This is a genomic window from Burkholderia diffusa, assembly GCF_001718315.1.
Lineage (GTDB): Bacteria > Pseudomonadota > Gammaproteobacteria > Burkholderiales > Burkholderiaceae > Burkholderia > Burkholderia diffusa_B.
In genome coordinates, this window is sequence record NZ_CP013363.1 from 1,419,096 (window position 1) to 1,441,536 (window position 22,441).

The following is a 22,441-nucleotide window of genomic DNA, read 5'->3' on the forward strand; positions in this document are numbered from 1 at the left end:
GCGCGCGGACAACCGGTCGCGCTCAACCCAGGGCGCCGACCGGCTCCGTCGCGTCGCCGCAGAATGGTGCAACGTGGCGCGCGGCGCCGGCCGCCGGCGGCACCGACGCGGGGTGGATCATCTCGTCGCCGTTGACGGGCACCGGCCGCCGCACCGGCCGGTACACCGGTTCGCCGGGTTCGATCGCCTGTCCGGAGATCGCGCAGCGGCCCGCCTGCAACGCGACGCGCAAGCGCCAGCGCTGCTCGCCGTAATGGCAACGCCCGCTTTCGCTCCAGCGCACCAGCAAGCCGTCGTCGCCCGCTTCCAGAACCGAAACGAACAGTTGCGGCCGCAACGGTGAAACACCCGGTGCGACAGGCTCCGAAGCCGGCACGAGATTCGCGCGTTCCGACGGCCGGGCCATCCTGACGTCTGCCGGCAACGGCTTCGCGTCGTGCTCGTCGGCTACCAGCATGTGGTACTTGACGTACTCGCATATCAGGCTTTCGATGAAGTTCGGCATGCTTGACGACATTCCATGAAGATTGAAACGGGCACCGCCGCGCTCGGCCGTTCGTGCATCAACGCAGGACGATTCGGTCAGGCGCTATCTCCGGCGCCATCGCCGCGCACCGCACGCGACCGGACATTGCCGCAGATGATACAAATTGAAGTTAACTTCAAGTAAAGATGTAGCGCACGCAACAATGCGTTTCACTCGTCGGCACAATGAGCTGGCAAGACGTCGGCGGCGGCAACACCCGCCCAGCCACGCATCTCGCGTTTCGTCTCAAACGGCTGAGACGAATGTCGCGCCGTCTCACCCGCCCAGACCCGTCGCAAACGCAGCAAATTTCACGCGCGATTCGCTCGACACGCCCTGATACCGGCGCAAGTGCCCGCTTCCGCACCGCACACCGCCTCCTCCCGCTCCGTCGCCATCTCACCGCCCATTCAGGCTGGCCCCGTTCCTGCATATCGGTCGCTCGCGCAATCGCGCGACGGACGCATCGGCCCTCGCCGCGTCCGACGACAACCTGACGGAGACAGCAACGTGAGTACACCGGCACCGAACACCGCTCCCAGCATGAAGGCCGCCGTCTGGCACGGCCGCAACGACATCCGCGTCGAGGAGGTACCCGTTCCGGCGCATCCGCCGGCCGGTTGGGTCCAGATCCGCGTGCACTGGTGCGGGATCTGTGGGTCCGACCTGCACGAGTACGTCGCCGGCCCGGTGTTCATCCCGGTCGACGCGCCGCACCCGCTGACGGGCCTGAAGGGCCAGTGCATCCTCGGCCACGAGTTCAGCGGCGAAATCGCAGCGCTCGGCGCCGGCGTGACGGGCTTCGCGGTCGGCGAGCGCGTGACGGCCGACGCGTGCCAGCATTGCGGCGCCTGCTGGTATTGCCGGCATGGGCTATACAACATCTGCGAGAACCTCGCGTTCACCGGACTGATGAACAACGGCGCGTTCGCCGAATTCGTCAACGTGCCGGCCGAGCTGCTGTACAAGCTGCCCGACGACTTCCCGACCGAGGCCGGCGCGCTGATCGAGCCGCTCGCGGTCGGGCTGCATGCGGTGAAGAAGGCCGGCAACATCGTCGGCCAGACGGTCGTCGTGGTCGGCGCCGGCACGATCGGCCTGTGCACGATCATGTGCGCGAAGGCCGCGGGCGCCGGACGCGTGATCGCGCTGGAAATGTCGGCCGCGCGCAAGCAGAAGGCGCTGGAAGTCGGCGCGACGGTCGTGATCGACCCGAAGGCGTCCGACGCGATCGCGGAAGTCAAGGCGCTGACGGACGGCTACGGCGCCGACGTGTCGTTCGAGTGCATCGGGCACACGGCCACCGCGCAACTCGCGATCGACGTGATCCGCAAGGCCGGCAAGTCGGTGATGGTCGGCATCTTCGAGGAGCCGACGTCGTTCAACTTCTTCGACATCGTGTCGACCGAAAAGGAAGTGATCGGCTCGCTCGCGTACAACGGCGAATTCGCGGACGTGATCCGCTTCATCGCGGACGGCCGCATCGACGTGCGTCCGCTGATCACCGGACGCATCAGCCTGGACGACATCGTCACGCACGGCTTCGAAGAATTGGTCAACCACAAGGACCGGAACGTGAAGATCATCGTCCAGCCCGCGACCGCCTGACGAGCCGAGGACCAGCCAACGACCGCCGCGCTCCTGACGGACGCGCCGCCGAACGGCGCCGGGGCAGCCCGGTCGCGGCCGCGACGCCCGGCCGGTACATGTTCCCGCTCGTTTTCGGTGCGCGCACAACCGCACCGGGCGCGGCGCGCAGGGTCGGACTTCGATATACTCGAAGCGACATCACCGCCCCGCGCGCCGCCCGCGCGTCCGCTACCGTGAAACCACGAGCCGGCCTGATCCTCGAACTCGTCGTGAACCTGTTGCTGCCCTGGTTCGCATATCGGGTCGCACATCCGTATTTCGGCGAAACCGGCGCGCTGTATGCGTCGGCGATTCCACCCATCGTCTGGTCTGTCGTCGAATTCATCCGCTCTCGCCGCATCGACGCGTTGGCCGCGATCGTGCTGCTCGGCATCGCGCTGTCGATCGCCGGCATGGCGCTCGGCGGCAGCCCGCGCACGCTGCTGATGCGCGAATCGCTCGCGTCCGGCACGATCGGCGTCGTGTTCCTGCTGTCGTTGTTCCGCGACCGTCCGCTGATCTTCTATCTCGCACGCGCGACGGTGGCTCGCGAGACAGCCGGCGGCGCCGCGCGTTTCGAGACGGTCTGGGCCGAGCAGCCGGGGCTGCGCCAGATGCTGCGGCTGATGACATTCGTGTGGGGCGCGTGCATGACGCTCGAGATGCTGCTGCGCCTGTGGATGGTCGTCACGTGGCCCGTCGAGCGCGTGCTCGTCGTGTCACCGATCATGGGCTACACGGTGTTCGGCACGCTGCTGCTGTGGACCTTCTGGTACCGGCGGCGCATGCGCGAGCGCAACAGCGTCGACATCCCTGGCCGCGACGGCGTCACCGAAATCGCCGGCCGCTGACCGCCGCACCGCAGCATGTCACGGCCGCTGGGGTATGATGCGCGGCGTTTCGTCCGACCCTGCATCGCCCCATGTCTCTTTCGCTTCTCCCGTGTGCCACGATCTGGCTCGCACTGTTCGCGGCCGCCGCATTCGCGTGGCAGCGCCCGCTGCACGGCTTGAGCATCGCCGTTGCCGCGCTCGGCTATGCCGCTGCGCTGGCGTTCGGCAAGCTCGAACCGAGCGTGCTCGCACCGCTCGCGCTGCTCGTGGCCGCCGCCTGGGGCGTCGCGCCGGGCCGTCCGTTCGCGGTGCGGATCGTCGCGCACGTCGTATTTGCCGCGCTCGCGATCGCGCTAAGCCTGCACCTGATCCCCGGCTTCCACAATCCGCGCGTGATCGAGCCGACGCGTTTCACGCCGGATGCCGTGCCGTTCACGATGTACCTGAATTTCGACAAGCCGTTGGTCGGCCTGTGGCTGGTGTGGGCGCTGCCGTGGGTCGCGCCGGACGTCCCGCCAATGCGCGCGCTGCGCACCGGCGCGGTGGCGGCCGTCGCGACGGCGGCGGCCTGCCTGGCCGGCGCGCTCGCGTTCGGGATGGTCGGCTGGGCGCCGAAATGGCCGGCATCGGGCTGGATGTGGCTCGTCAACAACGTGCTGCTCGTCACGCTCGCCGAGGAAGCGCTGTTCCGCGGTTACGTGCAGGGTGGGCTCACGCGCGTGCTCGGCCGGTTCGGCTGGGGGCCATGGGCCGCGCTTGCGGTCGGCGCGGTGCTGTTCGGCGCCGCGCACGCGGCCGCCGGCTGGCCCTGGATCGTGCTCGGCACGGTGGCCGGCATCGGCTACGGACTCGCCTGGCGGCGCGGCGGGCTGCTCGCGTCCGCGCTCGCGCATGCGGGGTTGAACGCGATCCATTTCGGGCTGTTCACGTACCCGATGCTCGCCGCCGCGCGCTGAATGCCGTGCGCGGCGCCAGCATCCGGCCGGTCCCGCTTGTTCGAACTCGATTGAAGCCGGTCAACGCATGCGGCGCCCGAGCCGCTTACTTGATCTGGTCGGCGAGCGGCTGCAGGAATTCGGAGAAGCCCGTCAGCATGATCTGCACGCCGATGCACAGCAGCAGGAACGCGGACACGCGCTTCGCGACCTTGGTGCCTTCGGTGCCGAGATAGCGGGAGAGCAGCGCGGCACGGCTGTAGGTCAGCCAGATTACGACCGCGACGAGCGCGGAAACCGCGATCGACACGATGCTCGACAGCATGAACTCCGACAGCTTGTGCGTGCGGTTCGCATTCAGCGCGATCGCGGTGGCGATCGAGCCGGGGCCGACCGTCAGCGGCACGGTCAGCGGAAAGAACGCGCGCGTCATGATCGCGTTCGCATTGATCGGCTGGATCGGCGTATCGCCGCCGCCCGCGGGCCCGTCGGGCTCGTTCAGCATCTGCCAGCCCGCGACGGCGACCGCGAAGCCGCCGCCGATCCGCAGCGCTTCCATCGAAATCCCGAAGAAATGCAGCACCGGCGTGCCGGCGAAGAACGCGACCAGCAACACGACGAACGCGTTGAACGCCACCTTCTTCGCGAGCAGGTTCCGCTCGTGCTCGGTCAGTGCCTCGGTGCGCTCGAGAAACAGGAACGCGATGCCGATCGGATTGATGATGCCGATCAGGCCGGTGAAGCCGAACAGGATCTCGGAGATAAGGCGGTTGACGATCATCGGAAGCGAAGAAACGGTCAGGGCTGGGCCGGCGGCGCACCGGGGGTCACGCATTGTAGAGCAAGCGTCCGCGCCCGCGACGCAAATCGCGCCCCGGGCCCGGCGGGCCATGCCACACCCTTATTCGGCGGCCGGTTCCCAAGCCGGCGGCCGCTTCGCGAAGAACGCGGCGAAGCCCTCCTTCGCTTCCGGCGTCGCGCGCACGCGGGAGATCGTCTGCGCGGTGAATGCCGCGCGTTCGTCCGACGGCGGATACTCGCCGATCGCGTCGAAAAAGCGCTTGATCTCCATCAGTGCATTCGGGCCATTGCGGCTCAGCTCGGCGAGCGTCTTGTCGAGCGCCGCGTCGAGTCCGTCGGCCGGCACGGCCTGGTGGATCAGCCCGATCGCGACGGCTTCGCTGGCGGCGAGCTGCGTCGCGGTCAGCGCGAGCCGGCGCGCCTGGCGCTGTCCGACCACCTCGACCAGATACGGGCCAATCACCGACGGCAGGATCCCGAAGCGGGCCTCGCTGACCGAGAAGCGCGCGTGATCGCTCGCGATCACGATGTCGCAGGCCGCGCACAGGCCGACGCCGCCGCCGAACGCGTGGCCCTGCACGCGCGCGACCGTCGGCTTCGGGCACTGCCGGATTGCCCGCATCATCGCGGCGAACCGCTCGGCGTCGCGCAGGTTCGCGGCCGCGTCGTTCGCGCTCGCGCGCTGCATCCACTGCAGGTCGGCGCCCGCGCAGAACGCGCGGCCGTCCGAGCGCAGCACGATCGCGCGCACGTCGTCGCGCCCGCCGAGCGTCGTGAACGCGTCGGTCAGCTCGGCGATCATCGTCTCGTCGAATGCGTTGAGCACGTCGCCGCGCTGCAGCGCGACGGTCGCGATGCCGCGCGCATCGACGGCGACGGCCAGGGTCTTCAATCCATCCATCGAACAGGTTTCCTCGGAGTAGAACAGGGAACGGTGAAACTCAGGCGGCCTGCCGGCGGTCGATGACCCGCCGGGCCTTGCCGGTCGCACTCGCGGGAATGCCGCCCGCGGCGAGCACCGTCACGCCGGCCGACACGCCGATCATCGTCTTGATCCGGTGCTGCAGCTCGCGCGCGATCGCCGCGCGATCGCCGTCGGTCACGCTCGCGGCGGCCTCGGAGCGCAGCTCGACCGCGAGGTCGAGCCGGTCCATATGGCCGTCGCGCGAGATCGTGATCTGGAACTGCCCCGACAGCTTCGGCTGCGCGACGACGATTTCCTCGACCTGGCTCGGAAACACGTTCACGCCGCGCACGATCAGCATGTCGTCGGAGCGGCCCGTGATCTTCGCGAGCCGGCGCATCGCGCGCGCGGTCGGCGGCAGCAGCGCGGTGAGGTCGCGCGTGCGATAGCGGATCACCGGCATCGCTTCCTTCGTCAGCGACGTGAACACGAGCTCGCCCTCGCTGCCGTCCGGCAGCACCTCGCCGGTCGCGGGATCGATGATCTCCGGATAGAAATGGTCTTCCCAGATCACCGGGCCGTCCTTCGTCTCCACGCATTCGCACGCGACGCCCGGCCCCATCACTTCCGACAGCCCGTAGATGTCGAGCGCATCGATGCCCACGCGCGTTTCCACTTCCTCGCGCAACGCCTGCGTCCACGGCTCCGCGCCGAAGATGCCGATCTTCAGCGACGACTCCGCCGGATCCATGCCCTGCCGCACCATCTCGTCGATCAGGTTCAGCATGTACGACGGCGTGACGAGGATGATCTTCGGCTCGAAATCGCGAATCAGTTGCACCTGCTTCTCGGTCTGGCCGCCCGACATCGGCACGACCATGCAGCCGAGGCGCTCCGCGCCGTAGTGAATCCCGAGGCCGCCCGTGAAGAGCCCGTAGCCGAACGCGTTGTGCAGCGTGTCGCCCGGGCGGCCGCCGGCCGCGCGGATCGAGCGCGCGGTCACGTTCGCCCAGGTATCGATGTCGCGCGCGGTGTAGCCGACCACCGTCGGCTTGCCGGTCGTGCCGCTCGACGCATGCACGCGCACAACCTGCTCGCGCGGTACCGCGAACAACCCGAACGGATAGTTGTCGCGCAGGTCGTTCTTGGTCGAGAACGGGAATTTCGCGAGGTCGGCGAGCGTCTTCAGGTCGTCGGGATGCACGCCCGCCGCGTCGAACGTGCGGCGATAGTGCGGGACGTTGTCGTACGCGTGGCGCAGCGACCACTTCAGGCGCTCGAGCTGCAGCGCCTGCAGTTCGTCGCGGCTGGCGGTCTCGATCGGCTCGAGAGCGGCCGCGGGATGCGTCGGGTGAGTCATCGGGGTGCTCCTCCAATGGAGTGATGTCGTTATCGTGATCGGGGTAAGGGCGCCGGCGGCTAGCGGAACGTGCGGCCGGCCGCGTGCAGCGCGGCGATGCGCGGCGACACGCGATAGCGGTCCTCGCCGTAGCTCGCCGCAAGATTCGTCAGCACGCGATGCACGCGACCGATGCCGATCGCATCGGCCCACGCGAGCGGGCCGCATGGGTAGTTCACGCCCTTCTCCATCGCGAGATCGAGATCGGCGGGCGAGCAGACGCCCTGGTTCACCGTGTCGGCCGCTTCGTTCGCGAGCATCGCGACGGTGCGCATCGCGATCATGCCCGGCACGTCGGCCAGGCCGACGACGCGGAAACCCGCCTGCTGGAACAGGCCGACCGCGTCCGCATAGGCGGCATCGCTGCACTGCAACGCGCGCGTGAGCGCGACGAGCCCGGCCTGCGCGTAGTCGCGCGCGAGGTCGACGAGCACGAGGTCGGCCACGCCCGTTTGCGCCGCGCGCGCGGTCGCGGTGCGGCCGTCGGTCAGCGCGATCGACGCGCGGCCGGCCACGGCCAGCAGTTCGTCGACATGCGCACCCTTCTGCCGCGCGCCCGCGACGCGTTCCGCGACACGCGCATGCAGCGCGGCGGCCGGGCCGTCCTGCGTGAACAGCGCCACGTCGGCCGGCGTCTCTCGTGGCGCTTCAAGCTCGGGCGCGGGCGGCGCCGCGCCGTCGGCATAGGAATAGAAGCCGCGCCCCGACTTGCGTCCGAGGAAGCCTGCGTTCACGAGTTCCTGCTGGATCAGCGACGGCGTGTAGCGCGGATCATTGAAGTACGCGCGAAACACCGACTCGGTCACCGCGAAGTTCACGTCGTGGCCGATCAGGTCCATCAGCTCGAACGGCCCCATCCGGAAGCCGCCGGCTTCGCGCATCACCGCATCGATCGAGGCCGGCGTGCCGCCCTGCTCGTTGAGCACGCGCAGCGCCTCCGCGTAATACGGCCGCGCGACGCGGTTCACGATGAAGCCGGGCGTCGATTTCGCCAGCACCGGCAGCTTGCCCCACGCGACGGCCGTGTCGTACAGCGCTTGCGCGACTTCCGGCGCGGTCGCGAGCCCGCTGACCACTTCGACGAGCGCCATCAGCGGCGCCGGATTGAAGAAATGCAGGCCGGCCACGCGCTGCGGCGCGCGCAGCCCGGCCGCGATGGACGTGATCGAGATCGACGACGTGTTGGTCGCCAGCATGCAGCGATCGTCGACATGGCGCTCGAGCGTCGCGAAAATCTCGCGCTTCACGTCGAGCCGCTCGGCCGCCGCCTCGACGATCAGCGCCGCACCGGCGAACTCGGCCAGCGCGCGCACCGCACGAATCCGGCTGCCGGCCGCGTCGGCCTGCGCCGGCTCAAGACGGCCCTTCTCGGCGAGCCGCGCGAACTGCGCGCGGATGCCGGCAAGCGCCTTGTCGCACGCGGCTTCGTTCAGGTCGTACAGCAGCACCGCATGGCCGGCCGCCGCCGCTACCTGCGCGATGCCCGCGCCCATCGCGCCGGCACCAATCACGCCGACGACCGCCGACGGCGCCAGCGCGCCCGAATTCACCGAATGTGCAGAAGAAACAGCCATCGCTTGCGATCCGTCATGAAATGGAAGTGCGAGCGATTATAAACCGACCGGTCGGTAGATTTATGTCAGGGCGAGCCCGAATTTATCGTGCAAGAGACCGTTGCAGAAACTGTAAAAGCAAAAAATCCAAGAATTGGGGCACTTTTTGTAAACCGAAAGGTCAATGAAAGCGTTCGAATATGAGATAGTGTCCCCCGAACGCCTGATAAAATTCGACAATTCGCCGGATTTCAGGGGAAACCGCGTGTCACGCCGTCGCCGTCCATCGTCCGCGCCCTTTCGGGGTCGGTTCAGCACTGCCGGCACGCCTGTCATCACGTGCAAGCGCCTCGCCTTCGGCATTCGGTCGCATCGAACCGTTTCATCCAGCGACGGGCCCCCGGCCCGCCCGCGCCCCTCGCCGCCTCACGGCGGCGAACCCGGGGCAGCACAGTTCCGTGCTGCCGTGCATCAGCTTTATCGTCCACGTTCGGCGGATCATCCGGCCGGGCTTCGTCAACCCGTGACGGCGCGTCGCGCGCCGCCACTCGCATAGGAAACCGTCCATGCCGCTCTCGTCCAACCAGCTCCCGCGCTGGACCCTCTGGGCCCCGCTTGCCGCATGGCTGGTACTCGCGCTGTCGCGCGTCGTGCCGGCCGAAGGCCTCGTCATCGCCCTGTTCGCCGCCGCGCTCGCCGGCGCCGTGTTCGCCGCCGTCCACCATGCCGAAGTCGTCGCGCATCGCGTCGGCGAGCCGTTCGGCACGCTCGTGCTCGCGGTCGCCGTGACCGTCATCGAAGTCGCGCTGATCGTGTCGGTGATGCTCGGCGCAGGCCCCGAGAAATCGGGCCTCGCGCGCGACACCGTGTTCGCCGCCGTCATGATCATCTGCAACGGCATCGTCGGCCTCTGCCTGCTGGTCGGTGCGTGGAGGCACGGCGAGCAGGATTTCCAGGGGCGCGGCGCGAGCAAGGCGCTTGCGGTGCTCGCGTCGCTGTCGGTGCTGTCGCTCGTGATGCCGAATTACCTGAACGCAGCGCCGGGCCCGTTCTTTTCGAAATCGCAGCTTGCGTTCGCCGGCGTATCGTCGCTCGTGCTGTACGGCGCATTCGTATTCGTGCAGACCGTGCGCCACCGCGACTACTTCCTCACCGAACATGACAGCGCGAACGAATCGGTGCACGCGGCGCCGCCGAGCGGCCGCACCGCGCTGATCAGCCTGGTGCTGCTCTTCGCGAGCCTCGTCGCGGTCGTGCTGCTCGCGAAGCTGCTGTCGCCGGCCGTCGAGCATGCGGTAATGAAACTCGGCGCGCCCGAAGCCGCGGTCGGCATCGTGATCGCCGCGCTCGTGCTGCTGCCCGAAGGGCTCGCGGCCGTCACCGCCGCGCGCGCGAATCGCCTGCAGACCAGCATGAACCTCGCGCTCGGTTCGGCGCTCGCGAGCATCGGGCTCACGATTCCGACCGTCGCGGCCGTGTTCATCTGGGTCGGCCAGCCGCTCACGCTCGGCATCGGCGCGATGGAAACCGTGCTGCTGTCGCTGACGCTGCTGGTCAGCACGCTGACGCTCAGCCAGGGACGCACGACGGTGCTGCACGGTGTCGTGCACCTGTCGCTGTTCGCGGCTTACCTGTTCCTGTCGATCACCCACTGATGCAAAGCGGCGCGCGGCACGGCGAAAACGATCCGCCGTGCCGCGCGCCATGCTTCACCTTCCCCGCGTCAACTTCTTCGCTTCACCTTCTTCACTTCACGCCGCGCCTACCGGACCGGAATCACGAGATGCTGGCCGGCCAGGATCAGATTCGGATTCGCGAGATTGTTGCGGCGCTGGATCTCGCGATAGCGCTGCCCGCTGCCGAGCTTGCTCGCCGCGATCATGTTCAGTGTGTCGCCCGCCTTCACCACATACGTCTTTTCGCCCGACGCGGCCGCGGTCGTCATCGTCTGGTCGCTGACGAAGTACTTGCGCAGCAGGTCCAGATACTGCGGCGACTGCTTGAGCTTCGCGATCGCGGCGTTCAGGTAGATCAGCAGGTCCTGGTCGTCGGCACGCACGCCGATCTTGTACGCGATGTTCGAGCCTTCGAGCTTGGTCACCGCGAACTTCAGGTCGGTGCCCTTGATCGAGCTGACCGCGAACGGATAGTCGTAGACGAACGCGTCGACCGCATGGCCGTCGAGGCTCTTCGCGATGAACGCCGGGTCGGAATCGTCGATCTCGACGAACCGCACGTTCGGATACTGGCGCGTGACGAACGCGCGCACGTCCGGGTCGCCTTTCAGGATGCCGATCGTCTTGCCTGCCAGATCGTCGGCCGAGCGAATCGCGGAGCCTTGCCGCACGATCAGCGAGTAACCGAAATCATCGACGTACGGCACCGAGTAGACGACGCCCGCCGGCGTGTTGTCCGGGAACGTCAGCCCGTCCATCGCGACGTCGACGACATGGTTTCCCTTCGCATCGGTGTCGAGCAGCTGCTTCGGCACGCCCGGATACGTATCGACTTCGTGGCGCGTATCGACCACGACCGGCTTGCCGCCGTGCGAGAACGACGGATCCGAGAACAGCAGCCGCGCGAATTCGACGTTGAAGCCGTGCGGCGCGCCCTTGTCCTCGCCGAAGAACGGCTCGCTCGGGTTCTGCACCGAGACGCGCACGACGCCGTTTTCGGCGATCGACTTCAGCGTGCTCGCTTGCGGCGTGAAGCCGGCCGGCAGCACATTGCCCGACGTCGACGGCTGCGGGGGCTGGCCCGCGTCGCCCGCCTGCGCGGACGTCGCGCCGGGCGACGCATCGTGCGCGGGAATCAGTGTCGACAGGCCACCCTGGTGGACGATCCATACACCGACGAGCACCGCAAGAAACACGACTGCACCGAGAAGTTTTTTCATGGTTGCGTGCCTGCAGGAAGTTATTGTTGTTTCGACGGCAATGCAGCGGCCTGTGCCGCATCGGGGCCGGGAACGGGGGTGCCATTCATGACCGCCTGCTGTTGCGCCTGCTTGACCTCGGGGTTGTCCAGCAGCGACGTTTCCATTTCGGAGAATGCCTTGTTCACCGAGCGCATCACCGAATCGACGGCCACGTCGGTCTTGATCTGCTCGAACGTATCGGCCGTCTGCCGGCCGGCGAGCTTATTCATGTGCTGCGCCGCCTGCGACATGTCCCACATCGCCTTCGCGCGGTCGATCGCGGACGCGAAATTCTTCAGTTCCGCCTGGACCTGCTTGTAGCGGCTTTCGCGAAACGCGAGCAGCTGCTTCATCGTATCGAGCTGCGCGCGAAAGCGTGGCGCATCATCCGGATACTGCTTCTCGAACAGTTCGGTCTTGTCCCCGAAGTTCTTCACTTCGGTGCGAAACGCGGTGATGCTGTCCGCGAATTTCTGCGCCGCCTGGCGCTTTTCCGCGAGCTGGTTGATGAGCGTCTCGACCGGATTCGACTGCGCTTCCTCGACGATCATCTTCACCTTCTGGTTCGCGAACTTCATCGCGACGACCGGCGCGAAATAGATCGCCCCGACGCCGATCACGGCCGCCGTGATCAGCGCGATCATCCCCTTCAGGATGAACAGCGCGGCCGGTGCCGCGACCGCGACGCCGGCGATGATGATCGCCCATTTGATCAGCTTTGCCTTGCCACTCCCCGAACTGCCGTTTGCTTCATTCGAAAGCTGCGACATGAGTTTTTCTCCTTGAACCTCGAACTGAACTGCGTGCGTAAGCTGCGTCATGCTCAATCGAAATGCTTCGGACTCCGGTGCCGTCGCGCGCGCGGGACGGGCGACGGCGCGATGCTCGATCGCGTGGCGGCGGCGTCACGAGGCGCCGGTGTAAGCGTCATGCACGATACGGTATTCTGGCGCGGCAGGCTGGCCCGCGACGCGGCGGCGCCGATCGGCACAGCTCGTCGTCGCGGACGGCGCGCGGACGGGAAAGTGTACCGATGCACGGTACGAAACGGGATGACGGATACGTGACGCGACGAGCGTCGGGAAGATCGTGATTCCGGCGGGCCGGTGGCTGCGGCGCCGGGATTCCGGTACGAGTGCGTGAAGGCTCATCGTTGTTCTTGTGCGCGTCGCCGATGCGGGAACGCGCGGCCAGCGCGTCCCGCTCCAAATGCACGCACGTATCGTGCGCCGACCGGCATGCAGCGTCAAGCGGTCGAAGCGATGCGTTGCCGTTGCGCGATCGAAAGCGTGCGCGGTGCGTCAGCTTTCCGAACAGTAAGGATGTTGCCGACGCAGCGACTCGTCGCGCTCGGTCAGGATTGCTTGTCGTCGAAACGCGGCGCGCGGCCGGCCGGCGGACAGGGCGTTACGTCTCCGCATCGAACCCGTACAGCACGGCCGGATTGTCGACCAGCATCGTGCGGCTTACCGCCTCGTCACCCGCGCAGGCGTGCAACCAGCCAAGCAGGTGCGCATCGTCAGGCACCGGCGACGCGTTCGGATGCGGCCAGTTGCTGCCCCACACGCAGCGTGTCGAATGCTCGCGCGCGAGCACGGTGGCAAGGCGTGCGACGTCGTCGTAACCGGGCGCACCGGATCGCGAAGTCTCGTAAGGCGCGGACAGCTTCACCCAGACGTGGCCGCGATCGAGCAGGCGCCGCAATGCGACGAACGCCGGCGCGTCCGGCGCAACCGGCGTCAGGAACTTGCCCGTGTGGTCGATGACGACACGCGCCGGCAACGACGTCAGCATCGATTCGACATCGGACAACGTCCGGCCATCGAGCTGCAGGTCGATGTGCCAGCCGAGCGGCGCGATGCGCGCGGCCATCCGCTCGAGCTCGTCCCATCGAGCGACGCCGCCCGACAACGTCATGAAGCGCACACCGCGGATGCCCGCTGCGTGCAGTCGCTCGAGTTCGGCGTCCGCCACGTCGACCGGCAGCGTCGCGACGCCACGCGCCTGCGGGCCGAGCGCGGCCAGCGCATCGAGCGTGCAGCGGTTGTCGAACCCGTAACCGGTCGGCTGCACGACGATCACGCGCGCGAGGTGGAGCGCCCGTTGCACGCGGCGATACGCGTCCACCGGCGCATGCGGCGGACGGAACGTCGCCGTCGGCGCGAGCGGATACGCATCGTCGTAAACATGAATATGGCAATCGCACGCGGGCGACGCGCGTCTACCGGCCCGATCGTGCGTCATCGTGCGTCCGGTGCGGCCGATGCATCGGCCGACCGCCAGCGTGCAAGCCGCGTCGCGTGCGCGGCGTTGACCGCACCGTTCGGCACGCATGCATCGAGCAGCGCGGCGAGTTGTTCGACCGTCTCCAGCGCCTGGTGCTCGACCGCCGGCCGCGTCAGTCCGCCGATGTGCGGCGTGGCGATCACGCACGGATGCGCGGCGAGTTCGGGCGTCGGCATCTGGTCCGTCGCGCGTCCGACATCGAGCGCGCAACCGGCCAGCCGGCCGCCGTCGAGCGCGTCGGCCAGCGCCTGCTCGTCGACGAGTTCGCCGCGCGACGCATTGATGAAGCACGCACCCGGCTTCATCGCGGCAAACGCGCCAGCATCGAACAGGTTCGCGGTGGCAGGCGTCGCCGGCGCGAGGCATACGACGAAGTCCGCATCGCGCAACAAGGTCGCGCGGTCGACCTGCTCGATCAACGGCGTGTTGATCCGCACATAAGGATCGCACGCGAGCACGCGCATCCCGAACGTCGTCGCGATCGGCGCGAGATGGCGCGCGATCTGTCCGTAGCCGACCACGCCCAGCGTGCTGCCGCGCAATTCGCGCCCCATTCGCGGCAGCGGCGGCGTGCCACGGTGGTACGCACCGGCATAGGCGCCGATACCGCGCGCGAGTTCGATCATCGCGCCGATCACCCACTCCGCGACGGCCGGCCCGAAACCGGGGCTGGCCTGCGTGACCAGCACGCCGAATTCGCTCGCCGCGTCGACGTCGACGGTGCGAATGTCGACCGCGCAGCGCAGGAACGCGGCGAGCGCGGGCAGCCCCGCGAACAGCGCGCGCGGCGCCGGCGTCTGCCGGTACGCGATCATCGCGTCGCATCCTTGAGCGGCGGCGATCAGCTCGTCCGTGCCGAGTTCACGGTCGAGCGGATTGCACGTGACGTCCGCGATCGCCCGCAGCGCATGCAGCGCCTTCGCACCGAAGTAGTAATCGAGCATCCCGGACGGATGGGTCACGTAGACGCGCGTCATGCCGGGGCTCCATTCGATTCGACCGCACGTGGCGGCGGCGGCGCGACCGACGCGCGCTCGACGAGCGTGACGCCCGGGAATACGCACTGCCCGGGCTCCGACGGTTCGCCGTCGTGCCGCATCACACGCCGCACCATCTCCGCGGCCATGTCGGTGACGGGCAGCTGCACCGTGGTCAGCGCCGGCCACGAAATCGCCGACAGGAAGTGACCATCCATCCCGACGACCGACACATCGTCCGGCACGCGCAGTCCGCCGTCGCGCAGCCCGGCCATCAGGCCCAGCGCGAACAGGTCGTTGACCGCGACGATACCGGTCGGCCGCGCGGGATCGGTCGCGAGCGCAGCGCCCAGCGCGCGCCCGACCTCGACGATGACCGCATCGCCATATTCGTTCGCCGGACCGCCGTCCAGCACTTGCGCATCGGCGCCCGCATCGCGCGCTGCCGCGAGAAAGCCGCGAATCTTGTCGCTGCGGCTTACGGTGACGCCGGCCACCGTCGCGAACGCGAGTCGCGTATGACCCGCGGCGACAAGGCAGCCCGTGGCGAGCCGCGCGGCCGCCTCGTTGTCGGCCGTCACGTGATCGACCTTCGATTGCGCGCCGGGCGTCGCGCGGCGGTCGTAGCTGACGACCGTCATCCCGCGTTCGGCCGCGCGTTCGAGGTGGCTTTCGTCGGCAAGCGACGAGATCACGATCACACGCCGTACACCGTGCGCGAACAGGTCGTCGAAGAACGACGCCTCCTTGCCCGCGTCGCGGTACGTATTGCCGATCAGCACGCGATGGCCGTACTGCTCCTGCGCGCAAGCCTCGATCTCGCGCGCGATGTAGCCGTACATCGGATTCGCCATCGACGGCACCAGCAGCCCGACGAGCGGCGTCTGCCCCGTCTTGAGCTGGCGCGCGAGCGTGCTCGGCCGGTACTGAAGCGCATCCATCGACGCCTTCACGCGTTCGAGCGTCTCCGGCTTCATCTGATCGGTGCGGCCGTTGAGCACGTTCGAAACCGTGCTGACCGAAACGGCCGCATGACGGGCCACGTCCTGAATCGTACTCATGTCGTCTTGCATTGAACGGGCTACAGGCCGAAATGGGCCGGCAGCCACAACGAAAACGCAGGTGCGAAGATCAGCGCCACGAGGGCGACCGACAGCACCAGCAGGTATTTCACCATCGGCCGGGCCACGCGCGTGACCTCGGTCCCCGTGATCGCGCAAGTCGTGAACAGCCCCAGCCCGACGGGCGGCGCGAACAATCCGAGCCCCATCGCCACGACCACGACCGTGCCGAAATGCAGCGGGTTGATGCCGAGCTGCAGCGCGATCGGCGCGAGCAGCGGCCCGAAGATGATCAGCGCGGGCGCGCCTTCGAGCACGGCGCCGAACACGATCATCAGGAGCGCCGCCAGCAACAGGAACGCCGTCGAGCCGTACTGATGGGCAAACGCGGTCATTGTGCCCGAGACGAGCGCGGGAATCTGTTCGATCGACAGCGCGAACGACACGCTCGATGCCGCCGCGACGATGAACAGGATGCCGCTCGCCATCGACGCCGCACGGACGAATACGCGGCCGACCGAGCGCCAGGTCAGCTCGCGGAACACCATCCAGCCGACCACGAGCGCATAGATCACCGCGAATGCCGACACTTCCGTCGACGTCGCGATGCCCGAGGTCACGCCCTTGCCGATCATCGCGACCATGATCAGCGCGACGAGCGCCCCGCCCGCGAGCGGCAGCCACGCGCGGCGCTCGACGAACACCGCGTCGACGTCGATCCGGCGCCCGCAGATCACGGTCACGACCGCCAGCGACGCGGCGAGCACGGCCGCCGGCACGATCCCCGCGACGAACAGCCCCGCGATCGAAATGTTCGCGACGAAGCCCATGATGATCATGTTCACGCACGGCGGGATCGTCTCGGCCATCACCGCGCTGCACGCGAGCAGCGCCGCGGTTTCGTCGGGATCCTGCCGCGCGCGGCGCACGGCAGGCATCACGACGCCGCCCACCGCCGCGATGTCGGCCAGCTTCGAACCCGACACGCCGGAAAAACACGCCGTCGCGAAGATCACGATCAGTCCGAGCCCGCCGCGCACGCGCCCGAAGATCCGCAGCAACAATTCGACGAGCCGCGCGGACATCCCGTTCGACTCCATCAGCAAGCCGGCCAGCACGAAGAACGGCACGGCGAGCAGCACGAAGTGATCGGCGCCGGCCATCACCTGCTGCGAGTAGACGAGCAACGGCAGCGTCGGATCGGCGAGGAAATACAGCAGCGCCGAGAACGCGAGCACGAAGCCGATCGGCACGCCCAGCACGAGTCCGCCGACGAAGCCGGCGATCAGCAGCGCCCCCGGTGCGATCGCGTGCTCGGGCCGCAGCGCGTTCCAGCCATACACGGCGCCCGCGAGCACCGCGCAGCAGGCGAGCGTGCCGAGCACGCGGCGGCGCGGCGCGTTCAGCGCGTTCGCGAGCGCGAACACGCTCATGAACAGCGCGCCGAACATCATCGGATACACGTTGATCCAGCCCGGCAGGCCGTCCGTCGTCAACTGATCGTACGAGTCGCCGAGCAACTGCCACGACGATGCCAGCAGGTTCAGCGACACCGCCGCGACGATCCAGTGCCCGGTCTGCACCAGCGCGCCCTGCCAGCGTGCCGGCAGCCAGCCGCGGAACAGATCGATGCCGACGTGCTGGCTGCGGCCGAGCACCGTCGCCGCGCCGAAGAACACGAGCACGATCATCAGCGCGCTCGCGACCTCCTCGGCCCAGTCGACCGGATCGTGCAGGAAATAGCGGAAGACGACCGACACGAATACGACCAGCACGTCGACGGCCAGCACGGCGGCCGACACGTATTCGATCCAGCGCATCGTCGCATCCAGCGCGCGGGCGATGGCGCGCACGGGACGGCCTGCGGCGACGGCGGGCACGGCGCTCGAAACGGAACCGGTTTCCATCGCTCAGCCCCGCGCGGCGGCGATCGCCGGAAACAGCGGCGCGGTAGCCGGATACTGCTTCGCGAACGCCGTGTACAGGCGGTCGTGCATCGCTTGCCGCAGCGCCGCGCGCTCGGCATCCGCCATCGGATGAAACGCCATCCCGCGCTGCTTCAGCGCCGCCTCCGCCTGCGCGGCCTTCTCTGTCGCGATCGCGCGCTGCTGCGCGGTCGCGTCGGCCACCGCGCGGTCGAACGCCGGGCGCAGGTTCGCCGGAATCCGCTCGAGCGCGCGCCGCCCCATCACGACGGTCATCGCCGCGAATACGTGATGCGATTGCCAGCACGACTTGACGATCTCGTCGAAGCGGCTGGCGAGCACAGTGGCCGGATCGTGCTCGAGTCCGTCGACCACGCCCGTCTGCACGGCCATGTAGAGCTCGCCGAACGGAATCGGCGTCGGCACCGCGCCCATCACCTTGAAGGTGTCCATGAATGCCGGCGTCGGCAACACGCGCAGCTTCGTGCCCTTCACGCCCTGCAGCGCCGTCACCGGCTGCTTCGTGAACACGCAGCGCCCGCCGAAGTGCGAGCCCCACGTCAGCACGGAGCAGCCCGCGCGCTTTTGCAGCAGTGCGTTCAGGCTGGTGCCGACCTGGCCGTCGAGCACCTTCGCGACGTGCGCGTAGCTGTCGAACAGGTAGCCGAGATCGAGCATGCCGAGTTCCGGCGCGACCGTGGCCCAGATCGACGAGCCCGCGATCATCATGTCGATCGCGCCGATCTTCACCTGCTGCGCGACGTCGCTCTCCTTGCCGAGCTGGCTGTTCGGAAAGTAGTCGACCCGAATCGCGTCGCCGACGCTCGCCTTCAGGTTCGCCGCGAGGCGCTCGTACCACACGTAGTGCGCGGCGTTCTGGTCGGCCGGCATCGACGACGAGCAGCGCAGCGTCACGGTCTGCGCCGCGCGCCCGATCTCCGGCAAGCCGCCCGCGACCGCGAGCGTGGCGGCGGACGCCGTTTGAAGAAAGCGCCGCCGGGTGAAGGTAGTCATGGCCGTCTCCTTTCCAATCGTGCGCTCCGGCACGACTGTATCGATTTAGTGTATCGATACAGTAATACGACGACCGATGAGTGAAAAATGAGGGTTTTCCCGCGACGGGAGCAAAAACAGGGAATAACGGGCGTGATTTCGCGTTGAAAAGGGGTGCTTCGACGATCAGCTTTGATCGTTCGCGCCCGCGGTGTGCGCCGAAGCACGCCGGCGCATATCATCAGACAACTGACTTTTACTGGGCGACGCAGCCGTCCGCCCCTTCCGTCAGAAACTGCCCGACCATCGCGTTGAAAACCGGCAATGCCGGATTGTCGTTGTCCGCGCGCCACGCGAGATACAGCTCTGCCGCGACGTCCACGCCCGCGAGCGGACGGAACACCACGCCGTCGACATGCAGCTCGCGCGCCGAAGCCGGCACCAGCGCGGCACCGAGCCCGGCGCGCACCAGGCCGAGGATCGTATGCGTCTGCCCGACGTAATGCAGGTAGTTCGGCAAGCGACCCGCGCTGGCGAACATCCCGGAGATCATGTCGTGGAAGTACTTGCCCTCGTTCGGCGAATACGCGATGAACGGCTGCCGGTCCAGCTCGTCCGGGCCGATCCGCTCGTACGCGGCCAGCGGCGTGCCCTGCGCGACCGCGACGAGCATCGGCTCGCGCTGCACGAGCCGATATTCGAGCGGATGGCGCGCCGCGCGCTGACGCACGAAGCCCGCATCGAGCATGCGCGACGCCAGCGCGTCGATCTGCACGGTCGATACCATTTCGCGCAGTTCGACGTCGACGTCCGGCAGCGCGTGCGCCGCATGCGCGAGCAGTTCCGGAATCATCCGGTACGCGCTGACGGCCGTGAAGCCGAGCGTAATGCGGCCGGCCCCGCCGTGCGCGACGCGCTGCGCGGCCTGCTCGGCGCGCGCGGAAAATTCGAGGATGTGCCGTGCATCGCGCAAGAAGCGCTCGCCGGCCGCAGTCAGCCTGACCTGCCGGCTGCTGCGTTCGAGCAGCGCGATGCCAAGCGCATGTTCGAGCAGCTGGATCTGTCGGCTGAGCGGCGGTTGCGTCATGAAGAGCCGCTTGGCCGCACGGCCGAAATGCAGTTCCTCGGCGACGGCGACGAAGCAGCGAAGCTGGTTCAGTTCAATCATTCAAATCTTGAATCAATCGATAGCCTCTTGATGTTAGACCGATATCGATACGATTCCTATACTCGGTTGCACCCTGATGCGCGGCCCGCGCCGCGCACGCCCACCGAGACTTTCATGACCATCGACATCCTGCTCACCCAACCGCTGCCCGAAGCCATCGACGCCGAACTGTCCGCCCGCTACGCGGTGCATCGACTGTATGCAACCGGCCAGCCCGACGCGCTGCTCGATCGCGTCGCCTCGCGCGTTCGCGGCGTCGTCACGGGCGGTGCGAACGGGTTGTCGGCCGCGTTGATGGACCGGCTGCGCGCGCTCGAAATCGTCGCGATCAACGGCATCGGCACCGACGCCGTCGATCTCGACCGCGCGCGCGCACGCGGCATCCACGTGACGACGACGCCCGACGTGCTGACCGACGACGTCGCCGACATGGCGATGGGACTGATCCTGATGACGTTGCGCGATCTCGGCGCCGGCGAGCGGATCGTGCGCGCCGGCCGCTGGGGCAAGACTGCGCAGCCGCTCGCGACGCAGGTGACGGGCAAGCGGCTCGGCATCGTCGGCCTCGGCCGCGTCGGGCGCGCGATTGCGCAGCGCGCGCAGGCGTTCCGGATGCCGGTCAGCTACTTCGGGCCGCGCGAACATCGCGACAGCGGCTATCGCTACGTGCCCGACCTGGTCACGCTCGCGCGCGACAGCGACGTGCTCGTGCTAGCTGCATCGGCCGACCACGGCAACGTGCTCGTGACGGCCGACGTGCTGGCGGCGCTCGGCAGAAGAGGATTCCTGATCAACGTCGCGCGCGGCAAGCTCGTGGACGAAGCCGCGCTCGTGCGCGCGCTCGCGGATGGCACGATCGCCGGCGCGGGCCTCGACGTGTTCGCGGACGAACCGCACGTGCCGGCCGCGCTGCTTGAACTCGAGCGCGTCGTCGTGCAGCCGCACCGCGCAAGCGCCACGCACGAGACGCGCGACGCCATGGGCCGGATCGTGCTCACCAACCTTGCCGCATGCTTCGCAGGCCAGCGCCCGCCGACCACGATTACCGGCTGAGCGCCGCGCCCCTCACCACGACATCAAACGACACGCCTCCGCACGACGGAGGCCAGGAGACTCGCATGCCCCATCGGTCAAGCGGCAGCGCCACCGTCGCCACGGCGTCCACCTCGCCCGGTTCATCCACCACATCGCGCGCGCTCGGCCGCGTCCGTTTTTCGGTCCTCGCGCTGATCTTCGCCGTGACCGTCGTCAACTATGCGGATCGCGCGACGATGTCGATCGCCGGCACCGGCGTCGCGCACGACCTCGGGCTCACGCCCGTGCACCTCGGCATCGTCTTTTCCGCGTTCGCGTGGGCCTATGCGATCGGCCAGATTCCGGGCGGCTGGCTGCTCGACCGCTTCGGCGCGCGCCGCGTGTACGGCCTGAGCCTGCTGCTGTGGTCGGTCTTCACGATGCTGCAGGGCACCGTCGGCTGGTTTGCCGTGCAGGGGGCGGCCGCAACGCTCGCGCTGTTCGCGATGCGCTTCATGCTCGGCCTGGTCGAATCGCCGGCGTTCCCGGCCAATTCGCGGATCGTCGCGTGCTGGTTCCCGACGGCCGAGCGCGGCACCGCATCGGCGCTGTTCAATTCCGCGCAGTACATGGCCGTCGTGCTGTTCGCGCCCGCGATGGCGTGGCTGACGCACGCGCTCGGCTGGGAACACGTCTTCCTTTGGATGGGACTGCTCGGCATCGCGCTGTCGGCGTTCTGGTTCGCGTGGTATCGCGAGCCGCATCACCATCCGCGCATGAGCGACGCCGAGCGCGATCACCTGCGCGCGCACGGTGCGCTCGTCGATCTGGAGGCGAATCGCGTGCGGCACCGGCAGCGCGTATCGTGGCGCGACGCATCGCAGCTGCTCCGCCACCGGAACCTGTGGGCCATCTATATCGGCCAGTACTGCATCACGGCGCTCACCTATTTCTTCATCACGTGGTTCCCGATCTACCTGATCAAGGGACGCGGCATGACGATCATGGAGGCCGGCTGGGTCGCCGCGCTGCCGGCGCTCTGCGGCTTCACCGGCGGCGTGCTCGGCGGGGTGCTGTCGGACTGGCTGATCCGGCGCGGCGTGCATCCGTCGCGCGCGCGCAAGACGCCGTTCGTCGTCGGGATGGCGATGGCGACGCTGCTCGTGTTCGCGAATGGCGCATCGTCGAACGCGGTCGTGATCGCGCTGATGACGATCGCGTTCTTCGGCAAGGGGCTCGCGGCGGTCGGCTGGGCCGTGCTCGCCGACACCGCACCGGAACGCATGGTCGGCCTGAGCGGCGGCATGTTCAACGGCCTCGGCAACATCGCGGGAATCGTCACGCCGCTCGTGATCGGCTACTTCGTCGCGCATACGGGCTCGTTCGCGGGCGCGCTGTGGTTCGTCGCCGCACACGGGCTGATCGGCATCGCTGCCTACGCGTTACTTGCCGGCCGCTTCGAACGGATTCGGATCACGCCGCACGCATGACGTCCGGCGCCGCCGGCCGAGCGAATCGCG

Annotated in this window: 20 protein-coding genes; 7 read left to right on the plus strand and 13 right to left on the minus strand. The window is 68.1% G+C overall.

All coding sequences use genetic code 11. The features are described 5' to 3' along the window. Window positions 1–22: 22 nt before the first annotated feature. Complete coding sequence (locus WI26_RS21640; RefSeq protein WP_069227145.1) at window positions 23–505, minus strand: DUF3331 domain-containing protein; 483 nt, start codon at window positions 503–505, stop codon at window positions 23–25. A gap of 15 nt (window positions 506–520) precedes the next feature. Between WI26_RS21640 and WI26_RS32350 the strand changes: the two genes are divergently transcribed. The 4 genes from WI26_RS32350 (at window position 521) to WI26_RS21655 (ending at window position 3,944) form a co-directional block, all read left to right on the plus strand. Beyond that, complete coding sequence (locus tag WI26_RS32350; RefSeq protein WP_155768800.1) at window positions 521–670, plus strand: hypothetical protein; 150 nt, start codon at window positions 521–523, stop codon at window positions 668–670. Window positions 671–1,069: 399 nt separating this feature from the next. After that, window positions 1,070–2,134 carry a 2,3-butanediol dehydrogenase gene (locus tag WI26_RS21645; RefSeq protein WP_069227146.1) on the plus strand — a complete coding sequence of 355 codons (1,065 nt, stop codon included), beginning with the start codon at window positions 1,070–1,072 and terminating at the stop codon, window positions 2,132–2,134. Window positions 2,135–2,349: 215 nt separating this feature from the next. Beyond that, window positions 2,350–3,006, plus strand: coding sequence for a VC0807 family protein (locus WI26_RS21650; RefSeq protein ID WP_069227147.1), 657 nt, complete (start codon window positions 2,350–2,352; stop codon window positions 3,004–3,006). Window positions 3,007–3,077: 71 nt separating this feature from the next. Continuing rightward, a complete protein-coding gene (locus WI26_RS21655; protein WP_069227148.1) occupies window positions 3,078–3,944 on the plus strand; it encodes a CPBP family intramembrane glutamic endopeptidase in 867 nt (288 codons plus the stop codon). Window positions 3,945–4,029: 85 nt separating this feature from the next. On the opposite strand, the gene WI26_RS21660 is transcribed toward WI26_RS21655, so the two are convergent. The 4 genes from WI26_RS21660 to WI26_RS21675 all read right to left on the minus strand — a co-directional run bounded on the left by WI26_RS21660 (window position 4,030) and on the right by WI26_RS21675 (window position 8,601). Next, the gene (locus tag WI26_RS21660; RefSeq protein ID WP_059451194.1) at window positions 4,030–4,704 is read right to left on the minus strand and encodes a MarC family protein; all 675 of its coding nucleotides are present in this window, start codon (window positions 4,702–4,704) and stop codon (window positions 4,030–4,032) included. A 120-nt stretch (window positions 4,705–4,824) separates the two neighbouring features. After that, the gene (locus tag WI26_RS21665) at window positions 4,825–5,625 is read right to left on the minus strand and encodes an enoyl-CoA hydratase-related protein (protein ID WP_069227149.1); all 801 of its coding nucleotides are present in this window, start codon (window positions 5,623–5,625) and stop codon (window positions 4,825–4,827) included. A 40-nt stretch (window positions 5,626–5,665) separates the two neighbouring features. After that, window positions 5,666–6,988, minus strand: coding sequence for a phenylacetate--CoA ligase PaaK (gene paaK, locus WI26_RS21670; protein ID WP_059464719.1), 1,323 nt, complete (start codon window positions 6,986–6,988; stop codon window positions 5,666–5,668). A gap of 59 nt (window positions 6,989–7,047) precedes the next feature. Continuing rightward, on the minus strand, window positions 7,048–8,601 hold the full coding sequence (locus WI26_RS21675; protein WP_069227150.1) for a 3-hydroxyacyl-CoA dehydrogenase: 1,554 nt from the start codon (window positions 8,599–8,601) through the stop codon (window positions 7,048–7,050). A gap of 545 nt (window positions 8,602–9,146) precedes the next feature. On the opposite strand from WI26_RS21675, the gene WI26_RS21680 reads away from it, so the two are divergent. After that, complete coding sequence (locus WI26_RS21680; protein WP_059464717.1) at window positions 9,147–10,235, plus strand: calcium:proton antiporter; 1,089 nt, start codon at window positions 9,147–9,149, stop codon at window positions 10,233–10,235. A 107-nt stretch (window positions 10,236–10,342) separates the two neighbouring features. Here WI26_RS21680 and WI26_RS21685 read toward each other — a convergent pair whose 3' ends face one another. From WI26_RS21685 to WI26_RS21720, 8 genes are all read right to left on the minus strand, one after another. Continuing rightward, window positions 10,343–11,476: a LysM peptidoglycan-binding domain-containing protein gene (locus tag WI26_RS21685; protein WP_069227151.1), complete on the minus strand. Its 1,134-nt coding sequence runs from the start codon at window positions 11,474–11,476 to the stop codon at window positions 10,343–10,345. Window positions 11,477–11,496: 20 nt separating this feature from the next. Next, window positions 11,497–12,267 carry a hypothetical protein gene (locus WI26_RS21690; RefSeq protein ID WP_069227152.1) on the minus strand — a complete coding sequence of 257 codons (771 nt, stop codon included), beginning with the start codon at window positions 12,265–12,267 and terminating at the stop codon, window positions 11,497–11,499. 637 nt (window positions 12,268–12,904) lie between these two features. Beyond that, complete coding sequence (locus WI26_RS21695) at window positions 12,905–13,741, minus strand: amidohydrolase family protein (protein WP_069227153.1); 837 nt, start codon at window positions 13,739–13,741, stop codon at window positions 12,905–12,907. Beyond that, window positions 13,738–14,760 carry an NAD(P)-dependent oxidoreductase gene (locus tag WI26_RS21700; RefSeq protein WP_069227154.1) on the minus strand — a complete coding sequence of 341 codons (1,023 nt, stop codon included), beginning with the start codon at window positions 14,758–14,760 and terminating at the stop codon, window positions 13,738–13,740. The genes WI26_RS21695 and WI26_RS21700 overlap by 4 nt, the downstream gene beginning before the upstream one ends. Further along, window positions 14,757–15,833 carry a LacI family DNA-binding transcriptional regulator gene (locus WI26_RS21705; RefSeq protein ID WP_059464711.1) on the minus strand — a complete coding sequence of 359 codons (1,077 nt, stop codon included), beginning with the start codon at window positions 15,831–15,833 and terminating at the stop codon, window positions 14,757–14,759. Before WI26_RS21705 ends, WI26_RS21700 begins: the two co-directional genes overlap by 4 nt. A gap of 8 nt (window positions 15,834–15,841) precedes the next feature. Continuing rightward, window positions 15,842–17,728 (minus strand): TRAP transporter large permease subunit, encoded by a 1,887-nt coding sequence (locus tag WI26_RS21710; protein WP_069227155.1) that lies wholly within the window; start codon window positions 17,726–17,728, stop codon window positions 15,842–15,844. 3 nt (window positions 17,729–17,731) lie between these two features. After that, the gene (locus WI26_RS21715) at window positions 17,732–18,760 is read right to left on the minus strand and encodes a TRAP transporter substrate-binding protein (protein WP_069227156.1); all 1,029 of its coding nucleotides are present in this window, start codon (window positions 18,758–18,760) and stop codon (window positions 17,732–17,734) included. A gap of 235 nt (window positions 18,761–18,995) precedes the next feature. Beyond that, entirely contained in the window at window positions 18,996–19,907 is a 912-nt protein-coding gene (locus WI26_RS21720; protein WP_069227157.1) for a LysR substrate-binding domain-containing protein, read from the minus strand. A 114-nt stretch (window positions 19,908–20,021) separates the two neighbouring features. Between WI26_RS21720 and WI26_RS21725 the strand changes: the two genes are divergently transcribed. Then, complete coding sequence (locus WI26_RS21725) at window positions 20,022–20,960, plus strand: 2-hydroxyacid dehydrogenase (RefSeq protein WP_069227158.1); 939 nt, start codon at window positions 20,022–20,024, stop codon at window positions 20,958–20,960. A 65-nt stretch (window positions 20,961–21,025) separates the two neighbouring features. Beyond that, window positions 21,026–22,411 carry an MFS transporter gene (locus tag WI26_RS21730; protein WP_069227159.1) on the plus strand — a complete coding sequence of 462 codons (1,386 nt, stop codon included), beginning with the start codon at window positions 21,026–21,028 and terminating at the stop codon, window positions 22,409–22,411. The last annotated feature ends 30 nt before the right edge of the window (window positions 22,412–22,441 follow it).

Coding starts and splice junctions, on each gene's coding strand:
- WI26_RS32350 (WP_155768800.1), top strand. CDS start 521: ATGAAGATTGAAACGGGCACCGCCGCGCTCGGCCGTTCGTGCATCAAC.
- WI26_RS21675 (WP_069227150.1), bottom strand. CDS start 8,601: ATGGCTGTTTCTTCTGCACATTCGGTGAATTCGGGCGCGCTGGCGCCG.
- WI26_RS21710 (WP_069227155.1), bottom strand. CDS start 17,728: ATGGAAACCGGTTCCGTTTCGAGCGCCGTGCCCGCCGTCGCCGCAGGC.
- WI26_RS21695 (WP_069227153.1), bottom strand. CDS start 13,741: ATGACGCACGATCGGGCCGGTAGACGCGCGTCGCCCGCGTGCGATTGC.
- WI26_RS21660 (WP_059451194.1), bottom strand. CDS start 4,704: ATGATCGTCAACCGCCTTATCTCCGAGATCCTGTTCGGCTTCACCGGC.
- WI26_RS21690 (WP_069227152.1), bottom strand. CDS start 12,267: ATGTCGCAGCTTTCGAATGAAGCAAACGGCAGTTCGGGGAGTGGCAAG.
- WI26_RS21720 (WP_069227157.1), bottom strand. CDS start 19,907: ATGATTGAACTGAACCAGCTTCGCTGCTTCGTCGCCGTCGCCGAGGAA.
- WI26_RS21700 (WP_069227154.1), bottom strand. CDS start 14,760: ATGACGCGCGTCTACGTGACCCATCCGTCCGGGATGCTCGATTACTAC.
- WI26_RS21680 (WP_059464717.1), top strand. CDS start 9,147: ATGCCGCTCTCGTCCAACCAGCTCCCGCGCTGGACCCTCTGGGCCCCG.
- WI26_RS21665 (WP_069227149.1), bottom strand. CDS start 5,625: ATGGATGGATTGAAGACCCTGGCCGTCGCCGTCGATGCGCGCGGCATC.
- WI26_RS21685 (WP_069227151.1), bottom strand. CDS start 11,476: ATGAAAAAACTTCTCGGTGCAGTCGTGTTTCTTGCGGTGCTCGTCGGT.
- WI26_RS21640 (WP_069227145.1), bottom strand. CDS start 505: ATGCCGAACTTCATCGAAAGCCTGATATGCGAGTACGTCAAGTACCAC.
- WI26_RS21655 (WP_069227148.1), top strand. CDS start 3,078: ATGTCTCTTTCGCTTCTCCCGTGTGCCACGATCTGGCTCGCACTGTTC.
- WI26_RS21705 (WP_059464711.1), bottom strand. CDS start 15,833: ATGCAAGACGACATGAGTACGATTCAGGACGTGGCCCGTCATGCGGCC.
- WI26_RS21725 (WP_069227158.1), top strand. CDS start 20,022: ATGACCATCGACATCCTGCTCACCCAACCGCTGCCCGAAGCCATCGAC.
- paaK (WP_059464719.1), bottom strand. CDS start 6,988: ATGACTCACCCGACGCATCCCGCGGCCGCTCTCGAGCCGATCGAGACC.
- WI26_RS21730 (WP_069227159.1), top strand. CDS start 21,026: ATGCCCCATCGGTCAAGCGGCAGCGCCACCGTCGCCACGGCGTCCACC.
- WI26_RS21645 (WP_069227146.1), top strand. CDS start 1,070: ATGAAGGCCGCCGTCTGGCACGGCCGCAACGACATCCGCGTCGAGGAG.
- WI26_RS21715 (WP_069227156.1), bottom strand. CDS start 18,760: ATGACTACCTTCACCCGGCGGCGCTTTCTTCAAACGGCGTCCGCCGCC.